This window comes from Bradyrhizobium lablabi (assembly GCF_018129385.1).
GTDB classification, from domain to species: Bacteria; Pseudomonadota; Alphaproteobacteria; order Rhizobiales; family Xanthobacteraceae; genus Bradyrhizobium; species Bradyrhizobium lablabi_C.
Genome location: NZ_JAFCLN010000011.1, coordinates 124,923 through 142,115 on the forward strand (window position 1 = coordinate 124,923; position 17,193 = coordinate 142,115).

Sequence of the window (17,193 nt, forward strand, 5' to 3'; positions counted from 1 at the left end):
GGGGAGAGGGAATCGATAGATTTGCTGGGGGATTGCTCGTGTCGCCGTTTCTGATTGCCGCGCTCGGACTATTGATGGTCGCGACCGCGTTCCTGTCGGGGCTGTTCGGGATGGCCGGCGGGCTGATCCTGATCGGCGTGCTGCTCACCATCATGCCGCTGCCGTCGGCGATGGTGTTGCATGCGATCACGCAGATGGCCTCGAACGGCTGGCGCGCCTTCCTGTGGCGGGCGCATATCCGCTGGCGGCCGGTTTGCATCTATCTGATCGGATGCGCGCTGGCGCTCGGCGCCTGGTCGATCACCCGCTACGTGCCGGACAAGCCGATCGCGCTGCTGCTGCTCGGCATCACCCCGTTCATGGCGCGGCTGACGCCGAAGAACCTGAAGCCGAATCCCGACAGCATCGCGCAGGGCTCGTTCTACGGCTTCATCTGCATGGGCCTGATGCTGATGACCGGTGTCTCCGGGCCGCTGATGGATACCTTCTTCCTCGGCGGCAACTTTGGCCGGCGCGAGGTGGTGGCGACCAAGGCGACCTGCCAGGTGGCGAGTCATTTCGTCAAGCTGATCTATTTCGGCGGCATCATCGACCAGGCGGCTTCGCTCGATCCGGTGCTCGCGGTGGTTGCGGTCGCGGCCTCGATGCTCGGCACCACGCTGGCGCGGCGCATCCTGGAGGCGATGAGCGACAACCAGTTCCGCACCTGGGCGAACCGCATCATCACCACGATTGCCTGCTACTATATCGGCTACGGCAGTTGGCTCCTGCTGAGTCCCCGCTTCTTCGCGTAAGAAAGTCTTGGCGTGAAAGGACCTGGCGTGAAAGGACTTGGCGTGAAAGGAGATGACCATGCGTGATGCGACCGACGCGCTGGTGCTCGATCTCGTCGAATGGATCGCGCGGGAACCGCGGCCTTACGCGGAAGTGATCGAGACGTGGCGCACGTCCTGCCCGCGGCTGACGATCTGGGAAGACGCCGTCGACCGCGGCTATGTCGCGCGCCGGCCGACCACGGAGGGCTTGCGCGTCACGCTCACCGAGGGCGGCGAAAAATTCTTGCGCGAGCACGGCCGGATCTGCTGTCTCCTGAAGTTTTTCTGAAACGGTCAACATAACGGCATCGCGCCGGCACGATCTTCGCCTCATGCAGCCACGGCTTTGCCACGTTGATGGAGATCAATGCGTCGCCTCAGGTCTCTGTCCCAAGTTCGGCTTCATGAAAATATCAGATGTTACCTGCCCCTGCGGGGCAGCTTACGAAATGGCGGAAGCCGTTTCGGTTCACGGCAAGCCCGGTCGAATCCACTGCGCTCTGTGCGGGAATATGCTGGCGAGTTGGGATGGATCCCGGCTCACGGCGTTTCGGCTGACGATGGCCCTCGAGCATCGCTACGCCAGCGTTCCCGTGCCGCCGGTCCCCGACTCCGCTCTACATGGATCGGAACCGGCGCGGCGCTAGAATCACGGCGCGGCTCTGAACGGCGCGCCGGCATCGGCTTTATCCTTGAGCTGACGGCTTGCCGGCGCCGGACGCGCGTCACATTTACGCGCCGCGATGGGCGTGACCCATTGACTTCCGCGTGAGCTCGGCGGCAAATTCATGCAATCGCATCTTTCTCGCGATGCAGCGAATTTCATGCCATGAGGGACCACGCTGATGATCGACCTTTATTACTGGACCACGCCGAACGGCCACAAGATCACGATGTTCCTCGAGGAAACCGGGCTGCCGTACAAGGTCATCCCGGTCAACATCGGCAAGGGCGAGCAGTTTCAGGCCGACTTCCTGAAAGTGGCGCCGAACAACCGCATTCCCGCGCTGGTCGATCATGAGCCGAAAGGCGGCGGCAAACCGGTCTCGGTTTTCGAATCGGGAGCAATGCTGCTCTATCTCGCCGAGAAAACCGGCAAGTTTATTCCCTCGGACCTGCATGGCCGCTACGACGTCATCCAATGGACGTTCTGGCAGATGGGCGGCCTCGGACCGATGGCCGGCCAGAACCATCACTTCCGCAACTATGCGGTGGAGAAGCTGCCATACGCCATCGACCGCTATGTCAACGAGACCAACCGTCTCTATGGCGTGCTCAACAAGCGTCTTGCCGACCGCGAGTTCATCGGCGGCCAGTATTCGATCGCCGACATGGCAAGCTATCCCTGGGTCGTTCCCTACAAGAACCAGGGCCAGGACATCGAGCAGTTTCCGCATCTCAAGCGCTGGCTCGAGACCATCAAGGCCCGCCCGGCCACCGAGCGCGCTTACGCCAAGGCGAAAGAGGTCAATCCGAACTTTGGCCAGCCCGTGAACCGCACGGAGGAAGAGCGCAAGATCCTGTTCGGGCAGACTGCGGCGGTGGTGCGGTAGGCACGTCTGTCGCCGTCATTGCGAGCGAAGCGAAGCAATCCAGAATCACGCAAGCCGCTCTGGATTGCTTCGTCGCTGCGCTCCTCGCAATGACGGCTTGTCTATTCTCTGGCTTCGCGCAAGATGTTTCGCATGATCCCAATACTTCCATGACCATGAAACTCTACGAACTCGTCGGCACCGATGCGGCGCGCCCGTTCAGCCCGTATTGCTGGCGGACGCGGATGGCGCTCGCGCATAAGGGGCTCTCGGCGCAATCGATCCCCTGGTGCTTTACCGAGAAGGATGCGATTGCGCCGCATCGATCCGAAAAGGTGCCGGTACTGCTCGACGGTGAAACGTCTGTTGCCGATTCCTGGGCGATCGCGAATTATCTGGAGGACAGCTATCCCGACCGTCCATCGCTGTTCGGCGGCGAGGGCGGCCGCGCGATGGCGCGGATGCTCAACTGGTGGGGCGACATCACGGTGATCGCCGGGATGTTTCCGCTGATCATCGCCGACATTCCGAAAAACCTGCATGCAGTGGATGCGGCCTATTTCCGCCGGACGCGCGAGGCGCGGTTCGGAAAATCGCTGGAAGAGCTCGCCGCGCCGCGCGACCAGCAGGTCGAGGTTTTTCGCAAGTCGCTCGATCCGATGCGGCTGACGCTCAGAACGCAAAAATATCTTGGCGGTGACGCGCCGAACTATGCCGATTACATCGTGTTCGGCCCGTTCCAGTGGGCGCGGGTGGTCAGCCCGTTCAGGCTGCTGAGCGAGGACGATCCGGTCCATGCCTGGCGCGAGCGTCTGCTCGATGCCTTTGACGGCATGGCGCGGAATTCGCCGAGCTATCACGAATAAGGAGGCCGGTGATGGCCGCTCAGGACGATACGATCGCGAAAGCCGTCATCACTGCCGCCGAACCGCAACTGTTCGTCTCCGATATCGCGGCTTCCTGCGACTTCTTCACAAGCAGGCTCGGCTTTACTGTTGCGTTCACCTATGGCGATCCGCCGTTCTATGCGCAGGTCAAACGTGATGGCGCGCGACTTAATTTGCGCCACGTCGATCGTCCGGTGATCGATCCGGCGCTGCGCGACCGCGAGGAACTGCTGGCCGCCTCGCTCACGGTGGCGCGCGCGGAGGAGATTGCGGCGCTGTTTTCCGAATTCCAGGCCGCCGGCGTGACGTTCTTCCAGATGCTCCGGCAACAGCCTTGGGGCGCGCGCGATTTCATCGTCAGGGATCCCGACGGCAATCTGCTGCTGTTCGCGGGGCCGGCGGAGTAGTGGATATCCGGCGCCTCGGCGCAGCAGGAGAGGAACAGGCGAATGATCGACACGACCACCCTGATCGCCTACGTCGCGATAGTGCTCGGCTTTGTGTTCATCCCGGGTCCCGCGACGCTTCTCGCCGTCGTGCGGTCCGCGAGCTCGGGCACAAGGGTTGGCATCGCCACCGGTGCGGGGATCGCAGCGGGCGATGCCGTTCACACCTTCATGGCCATCGTCGGCATCTCGGCCATCATTGCCGCTTCGGCGATGCTGTTCTCCGTCATCAAATATATCGGGGCAGCCTATCTGGTTTATCTCGGCATTCGCGCCATTCTCGAGCAGGCGCCGGCGAACTTCGAGCGGCGCGAGCTTCCGCTCTCGACCGGCACGGCGTTCCGCCAGGCCATTGTCGCGGAAGTGCTCAATCCCAAGACAGCGCTCTTCTTTCTCGCCTTCCTGCCGCAATTCGTTCGGCCGGAGAATGGGTCGGTCGCGCTTCAACTGGCGGTGCTCGGCAGCATCTTCATCCTGCTCGGCCTCGTCAGCACGATCGTCTATGCCGTGAGTGCGGGCCGCCTCGGCGATTTTCTCCGGCGAAACCCCGTCGTGCTGAAATGGCAGGGCAAGGTGGTCGGCAGCATCTATTGCGCCCTCGGCTTCCGGCTGGCGCTGCAAGAGCGCTGAACGAGACCGGCCTATCGCGCGTGCTCTGTTGCAGTCTGCATCGCCGTCCTGCGCAGGCAATCCGGGCACAGGCAGTCGCCGCCGTCCGTCGGCATCGGCAGGCGGAACGATTCATCGGAACACCAGCAGGGCCCCGCAGGATTGCAGCCGAATTCCGTGCCGCAGCCGGCGCAGGCGAGGCGTCGCGAAGCCGTCATTTCTAACCGATTTGTCATGAAACAGGCCGCCTTCTGGCCAGCTTTTAATTCGGGGTTCATCCTCGTGGCGCTATGATGCCGCGGCAAATCACAAAGCCTGACGACCGCGAAGCATACGCCCAATCAGTTTCAGGGGAAGCCCGATGGCCCGCGATTCGCAAGCCGCTCTGGTCGCGCTCAACCGCTTCGGATTTGGCGCGCGCGGCGGGGCGGCGGGCGATTTCGTCAACGCGGCTTCCGATCCGCGCGGATTCGTGAAGGCCGAGCTCGGCCGTCCCAACGGCGTGCCGCTGGAAATTCCGGGGCTTGCCTCGACGCCGGCGCTGGCGAAAGCCGTCTTCCAGTATCAGTTCGAGATCCAACAGGCGCGCGAAGCCGCCTCGAAATCGACCACTGGTGCTGCGACCGAAAGTCCGCCGCAGGGCGCGCCCGATGCAAAGCCGACGCAGCGGCGCAATCTCTCGCTCAGCAATATCGCCAACGACATGTCGCCGAAGGAGCCGGCGATGCAGCAGGCGCAAAACAACGCCGCCGCGCCGCCGGTCGAGACCATGCAGCCGGTCGCACCAAAGCCGCCGACGCAACAGCCCAACATCATCCAGAAGACCTATCGCACTGAAGCGCTGGCGCGGATGCAACGCGCGGTGATGGCCGATTGCGGCTTTGCCGAACGGCTGGTGGTGTTCTGGTCCAATCATTTCTGCATCTCCGCAAGCAAGGGCGGCCTGGCGCGGATGTGGGCCGGCTCGTTCGAGCGCGAGGCGATCCGACCTCATGTGCTCGGCCGGTTTGCCGACATGCTGAAGGCGGTCGAGCAGCACCCAGCGATGCTGTTCTTTCTCGACAACCAGCAATCGCTGGGGCCGGATTCGCGGGCCGGCATCAATCGCAATCGCGGGCTGAACGAAAATCTCGCGCGCGAAATCCTGGAGCTGCATACGCTCGGCGTGAACGGCGGCTACAGCCAGGACGACGTCACCTCGCTTGCGCGCATCATCACGGGGTGGACCTATGCCGGACGGCTGGGGCAACTGGGTACGCCCGGCACCTTCGTGTTCAACGCCAATGCGCATCAGCCCGGCGCGCACCGGGTAATGGGCAAGGTTTACGATCAGAACGGCGTGGCACAGGGCGAAGCCGTGCTGGCCGATATCGCGCGCCATCCATCGACCGCAAAATTCATCGCCACCAAATTCGCCCGCCACTTCGTCGCCGACGATCCGCCGCCGGCGCTGGTGGCGCGGCTGGCGGATGTGTTCACGAACACCGACGGCGATCTCAAGGCGCTGTCGATGGCGCTGGTCGATTCCGAGGAAGCCTGGAAAGCGCCGCTGACGAAGATCCGCAGCCCCTATGAATTCCTGATGGCGACCGGCCGGCTGCTCGGACGCATTCCGGAAGATCCCGGCCGTTACCTCGGCGGTCTCAACGTGCTCGGCCAGCCCTTGTGGTCGCCGGCCGGGCCGAACGGATTCCCCGATAGCAATGCGGCGTGGGCGGCGCCCGAAGGCATGAAGCTGCGGCTCGATATTTCCGCACAGGTTGCTTCGCGCCTTGCCGACAATATCGATCCTCGCGATCTGCTCGAACTGGTCGCGGCGGATGCCGCTTCTCCCGAGACGCGGCGCACGGTCGAGCGCGCGGAGACGCGGCAGCAGGCGCTCGCGCTGCTCTTGATGTCGCCGGAATTCCAGAGGAGGTGACCGATGGAAACGACAATAGATTGCTGTGAAGGCTTGTCATCGGTGACATCGCGCCGCTCGCTGCTGCTCGGCGGCGCTGCCTTTGCGGCCTGGGCCTACTTGCCGAAATTCGCGCGTGCCGCCGACGGCCGCGATCCGCGCCTCGTTGTCGTCATCCTGCGCGGTGCGCTCGATGGATTGGCTACCGTCGCACCGATCGGTGATCCCGATTACGCCGGCCTGCACGGCTCGATCGCGCTGAGCGCGGACGGGCCGAAAGCGGCGAGCATGCTGGACAATTTCTTCGGCCTGCATCCGGCGATGCCGGAATTGTCGCGGATGTATCGCGAGAAAAGAGCTGCGATCGTTCACGCCGTGGCGTCGCCCTATCGCGATCGCTCGCATTTCGACGGGCAGGACGTGCTCGAAAGCGGTTTTGGCGGACCGGGCCGCGTGCAATCCGGCTGGCTCAACCGCGCGCTGGAAGCGTTGCCGAAAGGCGAGCGCGTTGTAAGCGGTCTTGCGGTCGGACCGACCACGCCGCTGGTGTTGCGCGGGGCTGCGCCGACAGTGGCTTGGGCGCCGGTCGCGCTGCCGCAGGCTGCCGACGACACCGCAATGCGGCTGATGGATCTCTACAGCCAGCGCGACCCGGCGCTGGCCAAAGCGCTCAACGCCGGCCTGCAACTCGACAAGGCCGCAACAGGCGACGACATGAAGCCGAGGCCCGGCACCAACGGTGCGGCTGCGATGCGGTTGGTGGCGCGCGGCGCCGCCAAGCTGATGTCCGCCGATGACGGCCCGCGCATCGCCGCGCTCGCTTTCGACGGCTGGGACACCCACGCCAATGAAGGCGGCGCGACCGGACGGCTCGCGCAACTGCTCGGCGGCCTCGACGGCGCGCTGGCGGAATTCGAAAGCGGATTGGGCGAGCGCTGGCGCGATACCGTGATCGTGGTTGCCACCGAGTTCGGCCGCACCGCGCGCATCAACGGCACGGCGGGCACCGACCACGGCACCGCCACGGTGGCGCTGCTCGCCGGCGGCGCGGTGAAAGGCGGAAGGGTGATTTCCGACTGGCCGGGACTAAGGCCCGCCAACCTCTACCAGGGCCGCGATCTCGCGCCGACCACCGATCTGCGTGCGGTGTTCAAGGGCGTGCTGCACGATCACCTCGGCGTTTCCGAGCGCACGTTGGCGGACGCAGTGTTTCCGGACAGCGCCCCGGTGAAGGCGATGAAGGGATTGTTGGGGTAGCATTCGAAATGCTCGCGCGCTCCACGCGGAGAACGGCGAGCTTTTGCGAGCTATCAGTACCGCGCGGTGATCGCGCCCCCGCCGAAGCGATAGTTGATGCCGACCAGCACGGTTTGCAGATTGTTATGGACGTCGTACGGGAAGGTGGCTCCATCCGTGCTGCGCGTGAACGTCGCGCGATCGTTGCTTTGCAGCCAGATGTAATTGTATTCGGCAAATACCGACCAGTTCGGCGCGAACATGTATTCGAGGCCGCCGCCCACGGTCCATCCGTTCATGGTTCTGTCTGGGGTGGATTGCGTGCCGGTCGCGAAAGTCAAAAGGCTATGGTCTTTCACCCACGCGCCGCCACCCTTGGCGTAGATCAGCGCCGCCGGTGTGACAGCGAAGCCGACGCGACCGGTCACCGTCGCGAACCATTCATTCTTCGAGGTCCAGGTCAGCAACGGGTTCGCCAGATCCAAGCCGCTGCCGGTGATATCGGCGGCGTCGAACATGCCCTGGATGCCGAACACAAAGCTGTTCACCTGATAGTCGCAGCCGATCTGGCCGCCTCCAACGACGCCGGAACTGTTGTGACGATCCCTGTCGACGCCTTCGAGCCCGGGCTCTTGGTCGACGATGTGTTTCCGGGCCCAGCCGCCACCGATATTGGCGCCGACATAGCACCCCGTCCAATTGAAGATCGGCGCAGCTGCTGCCTTGTATATCGGCGCCTTGGCCGGCAGATCGGCGGCGAGCGCCGGCGAGACAAACAACGCGGCGAGGCCGGCGCTAGCGGCGAAAAGCTTCTTCATCTGATTCCCGATCCAGTTGATCCGACAGCGCTGCTATCCTAGTTCAAACCGGTTGAGGATCAGCTGGATTTTTCGCGCGACGCCGGTTTTGACATTTCATGTGCTTAAATGGTCACAAGAAGTGGGGCCTGCACGAACTGAACTCGGGCCTGAACGAACTGCTCCTGTGCGAAAATCACCACCCCTCGGTAATGGAGGGCTATTGCATATGGCTATGGCTGTGAATGTGTCCGCCTTGATGGTTCGAGACGCGCGCGCAAGCGGCGCTCCTCACCATGAGGGAGCTCAGATTTTACCTCGGCGTCGCCGAGCGCACATTGGCTGACGCCTGTTTCCGGACAGCGCGCCGGTGAAGGCGATGAAGGGATTGTTGGGGTGACCCTTCCCTCTCCCCTTGTGGGAGAGGGTGGACGCGATGCTTTTGCATCGCGGACGGGTGAGGGGTTGCTTCCGCAACGGCAGTGCGCGCGGGGGCAACCCCTCATCCGGCGCTTCGCGCCACCTTCTCCCACAAGGGGAGAAGGGAAGAGCGCTATCCCTGCGTGATCTTGTCGATCTCCGCCATCTCTTCGGCGGTCAGCCGCCACTCGAGCGCCTTCACGTTTTGCTCGATCTGCTCGACGCGGGTGGCGCCGGCGATGACGCTCGACACTTGCGGGCGGGCGGCGAGCCAGGAGAAGGCGAGCTCCAGCATGGTGTGGCCGCGGTCTTTCACAAAGGCCTGAAGCTTTTCGACGATGTCCTCGTTGCGCGGCGTGGCGTAGCGGTCCTTTAGTCCCGGCGCCTTTGCAAAGCGTGTGTCGGCGGGTGCGGCTTCGCCGCGCTTGTATTTGCCGGTGAGCAGGCCGCTCGCGAGCGGGAAGAACGGCAGCAGGCCGAGATTGTATTCCTGCGCCGCCGGTAACAAGTCCTTCTCGATGTCGCGCACGACGAGGCTGTATTCGTCCTGGCAGGAGACGAAACGGCTGACGTTCATCTGCCGCGCGACGTACTCGGCTTCGGCGATGCGCCATGCCGGAAAGTTCGAATTGCCGATGTAGCGCACCTTGCCCTGCCGCACGAGATCGTCGAGCGCGCGCAGCGTCTCGTCGATCGGCGTCAGCGGATCGTAATCGTGCTGCTGATAGAGGTCGATGTAGTCGGTCTTCAGCCGCGTGAGGCTGGCCTCGACCGCCTGCATGATGTAGCGGCGCGAGGCGCCCTGCTTGGTGCCGTCGGTCGCCATCGGCTTGGCGTATTTCGTCGCCAGCACGATGTCCTTGCGGCGGTCGCCGAGCACGGTGCCGAGCACCGTCTCGGAGCCGCCAATGCCGGCATAGATGTCGGCGGTGTCGAACAGCGTGACGCCGAGATCGATCGCCCGGTGGATCACCTTGCGCGAGGTCTCGAGGTCGGTGCGCTGGCCAAAGTTGTTGCAGCCGAGGCCGACGGCGGAGACGCGCAGGCCGGAACCGCCGAGATTGCGAATTTGCATGATCGATGCCCGAAGTTTTTGGAATGGCGCGGAGATGCGCGGGAAGGGGACTGCATTGTGGCTGGCGCAAGTGGACGCCGCAAGGTGCGCTGGCACCTTCGCGTGCATGGCAGCCCGGCCCCGAAATAAAAAAGCGGCCCCGGTCAGACGCGGCGACTGACGGGGACCGCTTGGGGCGCGTGATCTGAGACGGGGGGCCTGATCAAACGCAGGCGCAGCGTAGTCCCGTAATGTTACGCGGCAGTGACAGGTCGACTTATCCACAGCCCGCCGCCAACGCGCTGATGACGCTGGAAAATCCCGTCAGAACAGCTTGCGGTAGATCACGAAACCGGGGCGCTCCGCGACCTTGTCGTAGAGCTGCATCGCGGTGTGGTTGGTCTCGTGGGTCTGCCAGTAGACGCGCGAACACCCCGAGAGTTTTGCCCGTTCGTACACGCCGTTGATCAGGGCGCGGCCGACGCCCTTGCCGCGCGCCGCGGCGTTCGTGAACAGATCCTGCAAATAGCAATTCGGTTCGATCGCCGTGGTCGAGCGGTGAAACAGATAATGCGTCAACCCGAGCAGTTCTCCGCCGCTCTCGGCGACCAGCGCATGCACGGGCTCGTAGGCATCGAAGAAGCGCGACCATGTCATCGCGGTGATCTCCGGCGCGAGCGCGGTTGGTCCCGAGCGGCCGTAGAAGGCGTTGTAGCCGTCCCACAAGGGAAGCCATTTTTCATAATCGCCGCGGGCGACGAAGCGAATGGTGAGATCGCCGGACATGTCTGATTCCAATCCGCAAGAAGCAGTCAACGCCGTGCGCCGGCGGGACCGGCTCTTTCCTACAGGCGCCGTTGCAATGGATCAATGTTGCGGGAAGGCTCGCAAGAGTTTGCGTCTATTCCGCCGCGCGCTTGTCGGGGAAGGGCGGACGCGGACCCTTACGCAGCGAGCGATAGTACTCGGCCTTGGCAGGCGGATCAGTGTGGCGCACGAGATCCGTCACCGGCGTGTAGCTCAGCATGCGTCCGCCGTCGGGCAGGGCGGTGCAAGAAAAGCGCAGCACCTGGCCGTCGGCGAGATTGATGTTGATCGGTGTGGAATCGCCCAATCGCATCATCTGGGTGCGCGCGGCGATGAAATGCGCGAGCTCGTCCTCCGGCAGCTCATAGGCCCCGGTGTCGCGGCCGTGATACATCAGCGCAATAAAGGGTGGCTGGCTGTCGGCCATATCGTCGGGCAGCGCAAAATAATCGCGGAAGGCGCGGTTGATGAATTCGGCGCGGGTGTCGGCGTCGAGCAGCACGATACCGATGTCGACCTGGTCGAGCGCGGCCGCAAGGCGCGCGGAGGTGGCGTGCTGCTGTTGCTCGGCAGCGAATGCATCGATCCATTTCTGCCGCAGCATGCCGGTGATCACGGCGGTTCCGCCGGCCGTGATGGCGAGCAGCAGCATTCTGGCGATGTCGTGGGTGTCGTAGCCGGGCACGGCGCGATGATTGAGGAAGAACAGCGCGGACGCGATCACCGCGATGACCGCGCTGACAAGACCCGATGCGATACCGCTCAGCGAACTCGCCAGCGCCACGATGCACACGAATAGCGGTGCCGGATTGGGCACGGTCACGAAATGACGGTCGATCAAGAAGGCGGCCAGCGCCACCGCTGTCGTGAGGACCGGACCCAGGATTGCGCGCCAGTCGGACTGCATGCACTTTTCTCGCGTGTGACGAGAGTAGGGCGCGCAGTGTGACGTATCGTTGCGACGACGGCGCAATTTTCGCGATCGTGTTCAATGCCGGATTGCCGCGATCAAATGGCTTTCGCGCTTTTTGGATTCAAATGCTATTCAAAGGTGCAGGAGCGCCCGCCCGCTTCACGCGAGTTTTTGAAAGGATGTCCATGCCGACGATTTCGCCGACCCTGTTGCCGGTGCTGATGCTGTTCGCCTCCAACGTGTTCATGACTTTCGCCTGGTACGGCCATCTCAAGTACAAGGATCACCCGCTGGTCTGGGTCATCCTCGCAAGCTGGGGCATCGCGTTCTTCGAATACTGGCTGGCGGTGCCGGCCAACCGATGGGGCAGCGAGGTCTATTCGCCGGCCCAGCTCAAGACCATGCAGGAGGTGATCACGCTGGTGGTGTTCGCCGGATTCTCGGTGCTGTACCTGAAGGAGCCGCTCGGCTGGAATCACGCGCTCGGTTTTCTCTTGATCGCGGCCGGCGCGTTTTTCGTTTTCCACAAATGGTAGCGACGGTACGCTTGAGCCCCTCATGGTGAGGAGCGCGAAGCGCGTCTCGAACCATGAGAGCCCGTGGCCCATCCTTCGAGACGCGCGCGATGCGCGCTCCTCAGGATGAGGGCGGTGGGTGTAGCGGCGCGCGGAGTTCGCGTTCACAAGCCTGCTTTATTTCGCGGCCGGCGATACCCGCAAGATCCGTCCCGCCGAACTGTCGGTCACCAGCCATAGCGCGCCGTCCGGTCCCTGCCGGACATCGCGGATGCGCTCATAGAGGTTTTGCAGCAGCCGCTCTTCGCCGGTTACGGCATTGCCGCTGAGCGAGAGGCGCACCAGCATCTTGCCGGCGAGCGCCCCGGTGAACAGGCTGCCGTTCCATTTCGGAAACAGTTTGGCGTTGTAAAACGTCATGCCTGACGGCGCGATCGAGGGTACCCAGTATTTGAGCGGCTGCTCCATGCCTTGCTTTGCCGAGGTCTCATGGATGGTGGCGCCGCTGTAATCGACGCCGAAGCCGATCACCGGCCAGCCGTAATTCTTGCCCTTGCCGATGATGTTCACCTCGTCGCCGCCGCGCGGGCCGTGCTCGGTCTCCCAGAGATCGCCGGTCGCCGGATGGATCGCCAGCCCCTGTTCGTTGCGATGGCCGTAGCTCCAGATCTCGGGTTTGGCGCCGTCGCGTCCGACGAAGGGATTGTCCGGCGGCGCGGCGCCATCAGGCGTAACGCGGATCAGCTTGCCGAGGTGATTGCCGAGATTTTGCGCCTCGTTGCGATAGGTGAAATGCTCGCCGAGGGTGACGAACAGATTGTTGTCGGCCGCCTGCACGATGCGACAGCCATAGTGATTGCCCGACGACAGCGGTCCTTCCTGCCGGAAGATGACCTTCACCTCGTCGAGACGTCCGCTGCCGTCGTTGAGCTTTGCGCGCGCCAGCGCAGTGCGGCCACCGCTGGCGGTGCGCTCGGCGTAGCAGAAATAGATCGTCCGGTTCTGCGCAAAGCCCTTGTCGGTGATGACGTCGAGCAGGCCGCCCTGTCCGGAGGCCCACACGTCGGGCACGCCCTTGAGCGGCGGCGAGAGCTGCCCTTCCGGCGAGACGATGCGCATGCGGCCGGGCCGCTCGGTCACCAGCATCTTGCCGTCGGGCAGGAATGCCAGCGCCCAGGGATGAACGAGGCCGCTGGCGATGGTCTGCACTTCAAGCTGTCCGGCCGAGGACGCAAAAGTGGTGTCCTGACCGCGCGTGCCCGTGGCGATCAGGAATGTCGTGGTCAGCAGCGTTGCTGCGGTCAACGCGGCGGTGACTAAACCGACAGGTGTCTTCACCATGCATCGATCGCGGTGCTGCGCACCGCGCTCTGTTCTTCGGAAAAGGTACAAACCAAAACGATGGGTTACGCCGGGAGCGGCATCGCCTGGGTCGCCTTGATCGACAGCACGGTGAGCGTGACGATCAGGCACAGCGACAGCGCGCCGATCGCCAGCGACGCGGCGACGGCGTGGGTCAATCGGGACGAGGCAACAGGCACCGGGCAGCCATCGAAGCCGCCGGCACCGGGCGACCGGATCATGGTCAAAATCCTTCCGTCGCGGCGAATCACCCGCGACATCGGGTCAACATGGCGGCGCTCCCCGGCAAGATTGCGGCGGCCGCCGGCTGCGATCATGGCGAAATCGCGGCAACGCTAACGGTTATGCCCGTTATTCCCGCTGTTATGCCCCGTTATCCCGGTTATCCACCGGCTCAGGCCCCGGCGGCGACGTCGGCGATTTCGCCGATCTCCGGCGTCCAGTCCATCGCGACGAAGCCGGGCGTGTGCTCGACCCGGCGCAGCCATTCGCGAATGGCGGGAAAGGTCGAAAGATCGAAATCGCAGCGGTCGGCGACATGGGTGTAGCCGTACAGCGCGATGTCGGCGACGGTGAGTTGGTTGGCGGCAAAATAGCGATGGGTCTTCAGGTGGTTTTCCATCACCTGTAGTGCCGCATAGCCGCGCTCCATCCAGTCTTCCAGAGCATGTGTTTGCAGGTCGCGCCCGCCCCTGACCAGCGCCAGCCAGAAATAGGCCGCGCCGATATTGGGCTCCAGCGCATGCTGTTCGAAGAACATCCAGCGCAGCACTTCGGCGCGCTCGATTCGCGGCTCCGGAGCCAGTTTGGTGCCGGCCGAGACGTACCACAGGATGGCGTTGGACTCCGCGAGAAAATGTCCTTCCTCGACCTCCAGCAGCGGCACCTGGCCGCTCGGATTCTTCGCGAGAAAATCCGGCGTGCGGCTTTCGCCGCGTAGGATATCGATTTCGATCGCTTCATAGGGGGTGTTCAGAAGCGCGAGCGCGAGGCGGACCTTGTAGCTATTGCCCGAGCGCTGCATCGAATAGAGCTTGTACATTGCCTTCAGGGTCTCATTCGATTCGATACAATTTGTGCGTGCTGCGACCGGTTTGTCACATCTCAACACGGCTAAACAATGATGCCGATTACGCGGTGCCGCAAGGGCAAGCCATTGGAAAAAGTCGAAAACTCTACCGCACTGCACGCGTGTGGAATGATTCCATCAACACATCTGGACACATCGGATCACGCTTGCGCTATCCGTTGTGTGCCGTTTGCAGCGGCGTGATCCAGCACGGCGCGGCGCAGCACCAGTCCGTAAAATGTCAGGAGCACGATCAGGCCCAGCGGCACGCCGGTGGCACCGGCGATGCCGCGCGTCAGCAGCGGCATGATCCAGGCAGCCGCCAGCACGCTGATCTCGAAATCGCCGAACCCATGCTTCAGACCGTGCCGGGCAAAGAACGCGATCGCGACCGCCAGCACGACGAGGTCGTAGTCGAGCACGTAAGGCGTGGCGAGCAGGCTGGCGATGGCGAGCGCGGCGGCCTTGAGTTCGAACGCGGCCTCGCTGTGCCACAGCCACGCAAGACTCGCGGCGAGCATCAGGGCCAGCGCGCTCTGTAGCGCGTAGGCGGTCGGCACGTTGGCGCCCCAGTTGCGCGCGGCGGAGAAGATCGACTGGATTTTTTCCCAGCCGGTGCCGCCCTGCTCGAGCACGATGGTTTGCGTGAACTTCATGGAGCCGATGAAGGCGTGCCACACGTCGATGCCGAGGCTCGCAAAGCTGATCGCGACCAGTGCCGCAACGGTGAGGATCGCACCTGCCATCGTGCTCCATCGCCGTCCCGCCAGCAGCGCGATCGGAATCAGCACGCCGAATTGCGGCTTGTAGGCAAGGCAGCCGATCAGCATGCCGGCGAGCCACGGCTTGCGGTCGAGCCAATGCATCGCGCCGCCGAGCAATGCAGCGGTGAGGAATCCGTTGTGGCCGTGGCCGACATTGACGAACACGGCCGGGAAGGCGGCCGCGATCAGCATCGTTTCCCGGCGCGGCAGGATCGCGCGCAGCGTTGCGAGATAGGCGGCAAAGCTGGTGATCTGCCAGATCAGGAGGCCCCAGGCATAGGGAACCGCCGCGACCAGAAACGCCACCACGAAGAAGAACGGCGGATAGTGCCAGCCGAAGAACGGCACGTCGCGGCCACCGAACACGGCCTTCTCCTCGGCATGCTGAAGCGCCGGCTCGTAGGCGTCGGCGGGGCGGCCCTGCCACGTCAACGAGCCTGCGGCGTAGACATTGGAGAAGTCGGTTCCGAGCGGCTTTCCGTTGCGGTCGATCAGGCCGTCGGAAACCGCGACCCAGCCGGTAATGGCCAGCGCGCCGATGGCGAGCAGGATCAAGCTGTAGCCGCGCATGCGCGCTGCAGTCAGCCAGTCGCCGGATCGCAAAGCTTGCCAGAAATGAGCCATTTCGCTGCGGAAATTGAGGAATATTGCGCGAACCTAGCGGCCGGCATTTAACGTTCCCTAAAGCCCTGTACGGATGTCACGAAACATTGCACCGAGCGGGGCGAAGTTCCTTGCGGTGCAGCGGGATGCGCCTTAGGGTGCGGCCATTCCTTTCATCAAGAGTCGTGGATTTCTGCGGTCCACGACGCCTGCCCATCAGGAGAAAATGATGTCCTTCCTGTCCGCCTCGCTCGCCCGTGTGAAGCCGTCCGCGACCATCGCGGTCACGGACAAAGCACGCGCGCTGAAAGCGGCGGGTCGCAACGTCATCGGCCTCGGCGCGGGCGAGCCGGATTTCGACACGCCCGGCAACGTCAAGCTGGCGGCCATCCGCGCCATCGAGGCCGGCAAGACCAAGTACACCGACGTCGGCGGCATTCCCGAGCTGAAGGAAGCGATCATCGCAAAATTCCAGCGCGAGAACGAGCTCAGCTACAAGCCGAACCAGGTGATCGTCGGCACCGGCGGCAAGCAGGTGCTCTACAACGCGCTGATGGCGACCATCAATCCCGGCGACGAGGTGATCATCCCGGCGCCGTACTGGGTGAGCTATCCGGAAATGGTGGCGCTCGCCGGCGGCGAGTCGGTGCCGATCATCTGCACCGCCGAGCACGGCTTCAAGCTTCAGCCGCAGGATCTGGAAAAGGCGATCACGCCGAAGACCAAGTGGATCATCCTCAACTCGCCGTCGAACCCGACCGGCGCGGCCTATACGCGCGCCGAGCTGAAGGCGATCACCGACGTGCTGGTGAAGCATCCGCATGTCTGGGTGATGACCGACGACATGTACGAGCATCTGGTCTACGACGACTTCGTCTTCACCACGCCGGCGCAGATCGAGCCAAAACTGTTCGACCGCACGCTGACGGTGAACGGCGTCTCGAAGGCCTATTGCATGACCGGCTGGCGCATCGGCTATGCCGGCGGCCCGGCCGAGCTGATCAAGGCGATGCAGACGATCCAGTCGCAGTCGACGTCGAATCCCTCGTCGATCGCGCAATGGGCGTCGGTCGAGGCGCTCAACGGTCCGCAGGATTTCATTCCCGCGAACAATAAAGTTTTCAAGGAACGCCGCGACCTCGTGGTCGGCATGCTCAACCAGGCCAAGGGCATCGACTGCCCGCGCCCGGAAGGCGCGTTCTACGTCTATCCGTCCTGCGCCGGAACCATCGGCAAGACGTCGCCGACCGGCAAGGTGATCGCGAATGACGAGGATTTCGTCACCGAGCTGCTGGAGACCGAAGGCGTTGCCGTCGTGCAGGGTTCCGCATTCGGCCTTGGGCCGGCGTTCCGCATCTCCTACGCGACCAAGACCTCCGATCTCGAGGATGCCTGCAAGCGCATCCAGCGCTTCTGCGGCAATCTGAGGTAAAGCGTTTTCGCGTCGAGCAAACGCGTCAGAAA

General features: G+C 63.6%; 18 protein-coding genes. 10 read left to right on the forward strand and 8 right to left on the reverse strand.

Annotated elements, in window-relative coordinates:
• Positions 1-38: 38 nt before the first annotated feature.
• From JQ628_RS20920 to JQ628_RS20955, 8 genes are all read left to right on the forward strand, one after another.
• Entirely contained in the window at positions 39-794 is a 756-nt protein-coding gene (locus tag JQ628_RS20920; RefSeq protein ID WP_212224997.1) for a TSUP family transporter, read from the forward strand.
• A 58-nt stretch (positions 795-852) separates the two neighbouring features.
• On the forward strand, positions 853-1,104 hold the full coding sequence (locus JQ628_RS20925) for a hypothetical protein (protein ID WP_212224998.1): 252 nt from the start codon (positions 853-855) through the stop codon (positions 1,102-1,104).
• Positions 1,105-1,660: 556 nt separating this feature from the next.
• Positions 1,661-2,368: a glutathione S-transferase N-terminal domain-containing protein gene (locus tag JQ628_RS20930; protein ID WP_212224999.1), complete on the forward strand. Its 708-nt coding sequence runs from the start codon at positions 1,661-1,663 to the stop codon at positions 2,366-2,368.
• Between the two features lie 149 nt (positions 2,369-2,517).
• Complete coding sequence (locus JQ628_RS20935; RefSeq protein ID WP_212225000.1) at positions 2,518-3,213, forward strand: glutathione S-transferase family protein; 696 nt, start codon at positions 2,518-2,520, stop codon at positions 3,211-3,213.
• A gap of 11 nt (positions 3,214-3,224) precedes the next feature.
• Entirely contained in the window at positions 3,225-3,641 is a 417-nt protein-coding gene (locus JQ628_RS20940; RefSeq protein ID WP_212225001.1) for a VOC family protein, read from the forward strand.
• A 42-nt stretch (positions 3,642-3,683) separates the two neighbouring features.
• Entirely contained in the window at positions 3,684-4,310 is a 627-nt protein-coding gene (locus JQ628_RS20945) for a LysE family translocator (protein WP_212225002.1), read from the forward strand.
• Between the two features lie 340 nt (positions 4,311-4,650).
• Positions 4,651-6,210 (forward strand): DUF1800 domain-containing protein, encoded by a 1,560-nt coding sequence (locus tag JQ628_RS20950; protein WP_212225003.1) that lies wholly within the window; start codon positions 4,651-4,653, stop codon positions 6,208-6,210.
• Between the two features lie 3 nt (positions 6,211-6,213).
• Positions 6,214-7,446, forward strand: a complete 1,233-nt coding sequence (locus tag JQ628_RS20955) for a DUF1501 domain-containing protein (RefSeq protein ID WP_212225004.1) — start codon at positions 6,214-6,216, stop codon at positions 7,444-7,446.
• A gap of 53 nt (positions 7,447-7,499) precedes the next feature.
• Here the strand turns inward: JQ628_RS20955 and JQ628_RS20960 are convergent, their stop codons facing one another.
• The 4 genes from JQ628_RS20960 to JQ628_RS20975 all read right to left on the reverse strand — a co-directional run bounded on the left by JQ628_RS20960 (position 7,500) and on the right by JQ628_RS20975 (position 11,410).
• Entirely contained in the window at positions 7,500-8,243 is a 744-nt protein-coding gene (locus tag JQ628_RS20960; protein ID WP_212225005.1) for an outer membrane protein, read from the reverse strand.
• 532 nt (positions 8,244-8,775) lie between these two features.
• Entirely contained in the window at positions 8,776-9,717 is a 942-nt protein-coding gene (locus JQ628_RS20965) for an aldo/keto reductase (protein WP_212225007.1), read from the reverse strand.
• Positions 9,718-10,020: 303 nt separating this feature from the next.
• Complete coding sequence (locus tag JQ628_RS20970; protein WP_212225009.1) at positions 10,021-10,482, reverse strand: GNAT family N-acetyltransferase; 462 nt, start codon at positions 10,480-10,482, stop codon at positions 10,021-10,023.
• A 115-nt stretch (positions 10,483-10,597) separates the two neighbouring features.
• Positions 10,598-11,410, reverse strand: a complete 813-nt coding sequence (locus JQ628_RS20975; RefSeq protein WP_212225010.1) for a PAS domain-containing protein — start codon at positions 11,408-11,410, stop codon at positions 10,598-10,600.
• Positions 11,411-11,601: 191 nt separating this feature from the next.
• On the opposite strand from JQ628_RS20975, the gene JQ628_RS20980 reads away from it, so the two are divergent.
• Positions 11,602-11,952, forward strand: coding sequence for a DMT family protein (locus JQ628_RS20980; RefSeq protein ID WP_212225011.1), 351 nt, complete (start codon positions 11,602-11,604; stop codon positions 11,950-11,952).
• A gap of 156 nt (positions 11,953-12,108) precedes the next feature.
• Here the strand turns inward: JQ628_RS20980 and JQ628_RS20985 are convergent, their stop codons facing one another.
• The 4 genes from JQ628_RS20985 to JQ628_RS21000 all read right to left on the reverse strand — a co-directional run bounded on the left by JQ628_RS20985 (position 12,109) and on the right by JQ628_RS21000 (position 15,750).
• Positions 12,109-13,269 (reverse strand): PQQ-dependent sugar dehydrogenase, encoded by a 1,161-nt coding sequence (locus JQ628_RS20985; protein ID WP_212225099.1) that lies wholly within the window; start codon positions 13,267-13,269, stop codon positions 12,109-12,111.
• A 68-nt stretch (positions 13,270-13,337) separates the two neighbouring features.
• Complete coding sequence (locus tag JQ628_RS20990) at positions 13,338-13,610, reverse strand: hypothetical protein (protein ID WP_212225108.1); 273 nt, start codon at positions 13,608-13,610, stop codon at positions 13,338-13,340.
• A gap of 77 nt (positions 13,611-13,687) precedes the next feature.
• Positions 13,688-14,335 (reverse strand): glutathione S-transferase family protein, encoded by a 648-nt coding sequence (locus JQ628_RS20995; protein ID WP_212225012.1) that lies wholly within the window; start codon positions 14,333-14,335, stop codon positions 13,688-13,690.
• Positions 14,336-14,523: 188 nt separating this feature from the next.
• Positions 14,524-15,750, reverse strand: coding sequence for a glycosyltransferase family 87 protein (locus tag JQ628_RS21000; RefSeq protein ID WP_212225013.1), 1,227 nt, complete (start codon positions 15,748-15,750; stop codon positions 14,524-14,526).
• Positions 15,751-15,958: 208 nt separating this feature from the next.
• Here JQ628_RS21000 and JQ628_RS21005 point away from each other — a divergent pair, with 208 nt between their 5' ends.
• Positions 15,959-17,161 (forward strand): pyridoxal phosphate-dependent aminotransferase, encoded by a 1,203-nt coding sequence (locus JQ628_RS21005; protein WP_212225014.1) that lies wholly within the window; start codon positions 15,959-15,961, stop codon positions 17,159-17,161.
• Positions 17,162-17,193 lie beyond the last annotated feature (32 nt).

Excerpts from the sequence above, each read along its gene's own strand:
- JQ628_RS20925 (WP_212224998.1), top strand. The coding sequence starts at position 853 with ATGCGTGATGCGACCGACGCGCTGGTGCTCGATCTCGTCGAATGGATC.
- JQ628_RS20930 (WP_212224999.1), top strand. The coding sequence starts at position 1,661 with ATGATCGACCTTTATTACTGGACCACGCCGAACGGCCACAAGATCACG.
- JQ628_RS20935 (WP_212225000.1), top strand. The coding sequence starts at position 2,518 with ATGACCATGAAACTCTACGAACTCGTCGGCACCGATGCGGCGCGCCCG.
- JQ628_RS20940 (WP_212225001.1), top strand. The coding sequence starts at position 3,225 with ATGGCCGCTCAGGACGATACGATCGCGAAAGCCGTCATCACTGCCGCC.
- JQ628_RS20945 (WP_212225002.1), top strand. The coding sequence starts at position 3,684 with ATGATCGACACGACCACCCTGATCGCCTACGTCGCGATAGTGCTCGGC.
- JQ628_RS20950 (WP_212225003.1), top strand. The coding sequence starts at position 4,651 with ATGGCCCGCGATTCGCAAGCCGCTCTGGTCGCGCTCAACCGCTTCGGA.
- JQ628_RS20955 (WP_212225004.1), top strand. The coding sequence starts at position 6,214 with ATGGAAACGACAATAGATTGCTGTGAAGGCTTGTCATCGGTGACATCG.
- JQ628_RS20960 (WP_212225005.1), bottom strand. The coding sequence starts at position 8,243 with ATGAAGAAGCTTTTCGCCGCTAGCGCCGGCCTCGCCGCGTTGTTTGTC.
- JQ628_RS20965 (WP_212225007.1), bottom strand. The coding sequence starts at position 9,717 with ATGCAAATTCGCAATCTCGGCGGTTCCGGCCTGCGCGTCTCCGCCGTC.
- JQ628_RS20970 (WP_212225009.1), bottom strand. The coding sequence starts at position 10,482 with ATGTCCGGCGATCTCACCATTCGCTTCGTCGCCCGCGGCGATTATGAA.
- JQ628_RS20975 (WP_212225010.1), bottom strand. The coding sequence starts at position 11,410 with ATGCAGTCCGACTGGCGCGCAATCCTGGGTCCGGTCCTCACGACAGCG.
- JQ628_RS20980 (WP_212225011.1), top strand. The coding sequence starts at position 11,602 with ATGCCGACGATTTCGCCGACCCTGTTGCCGGTGCTGATGCTGTTCGCC.
- JQ628_RS20990 (WP_212225108.1), bottom strand. The coding sequence starts at position 13,610 with ATGATCGCAGCCGGCGGCCGCCGCAATCTTGCCGGGGAGCGCCGCCAT.
- JQ628_RS20995 (WP_212225012.1), bottom strand. The coding sequence starts at position 14,335 with ATGTACAAGCTCTATTCGATGCAGCGCTCGGGCAATAGCTACAAGGTC.
- JQ628_RS21000 (WP_212225013.1), bottom strand. The coding sequence starts at position 15,750 with ATGGCTCATTTCTGGCAAGCTTTGCGATCCGGCGACTGGCTGACTGCA.
- JQ628_RS21005 (WP_212225014.1), top strand. The coding sequence starts at position 15,959 with ATGTCCTTCCTGTCCGCCTCGCTCGCCCGTGTGAAGCCGTCCGCGACC.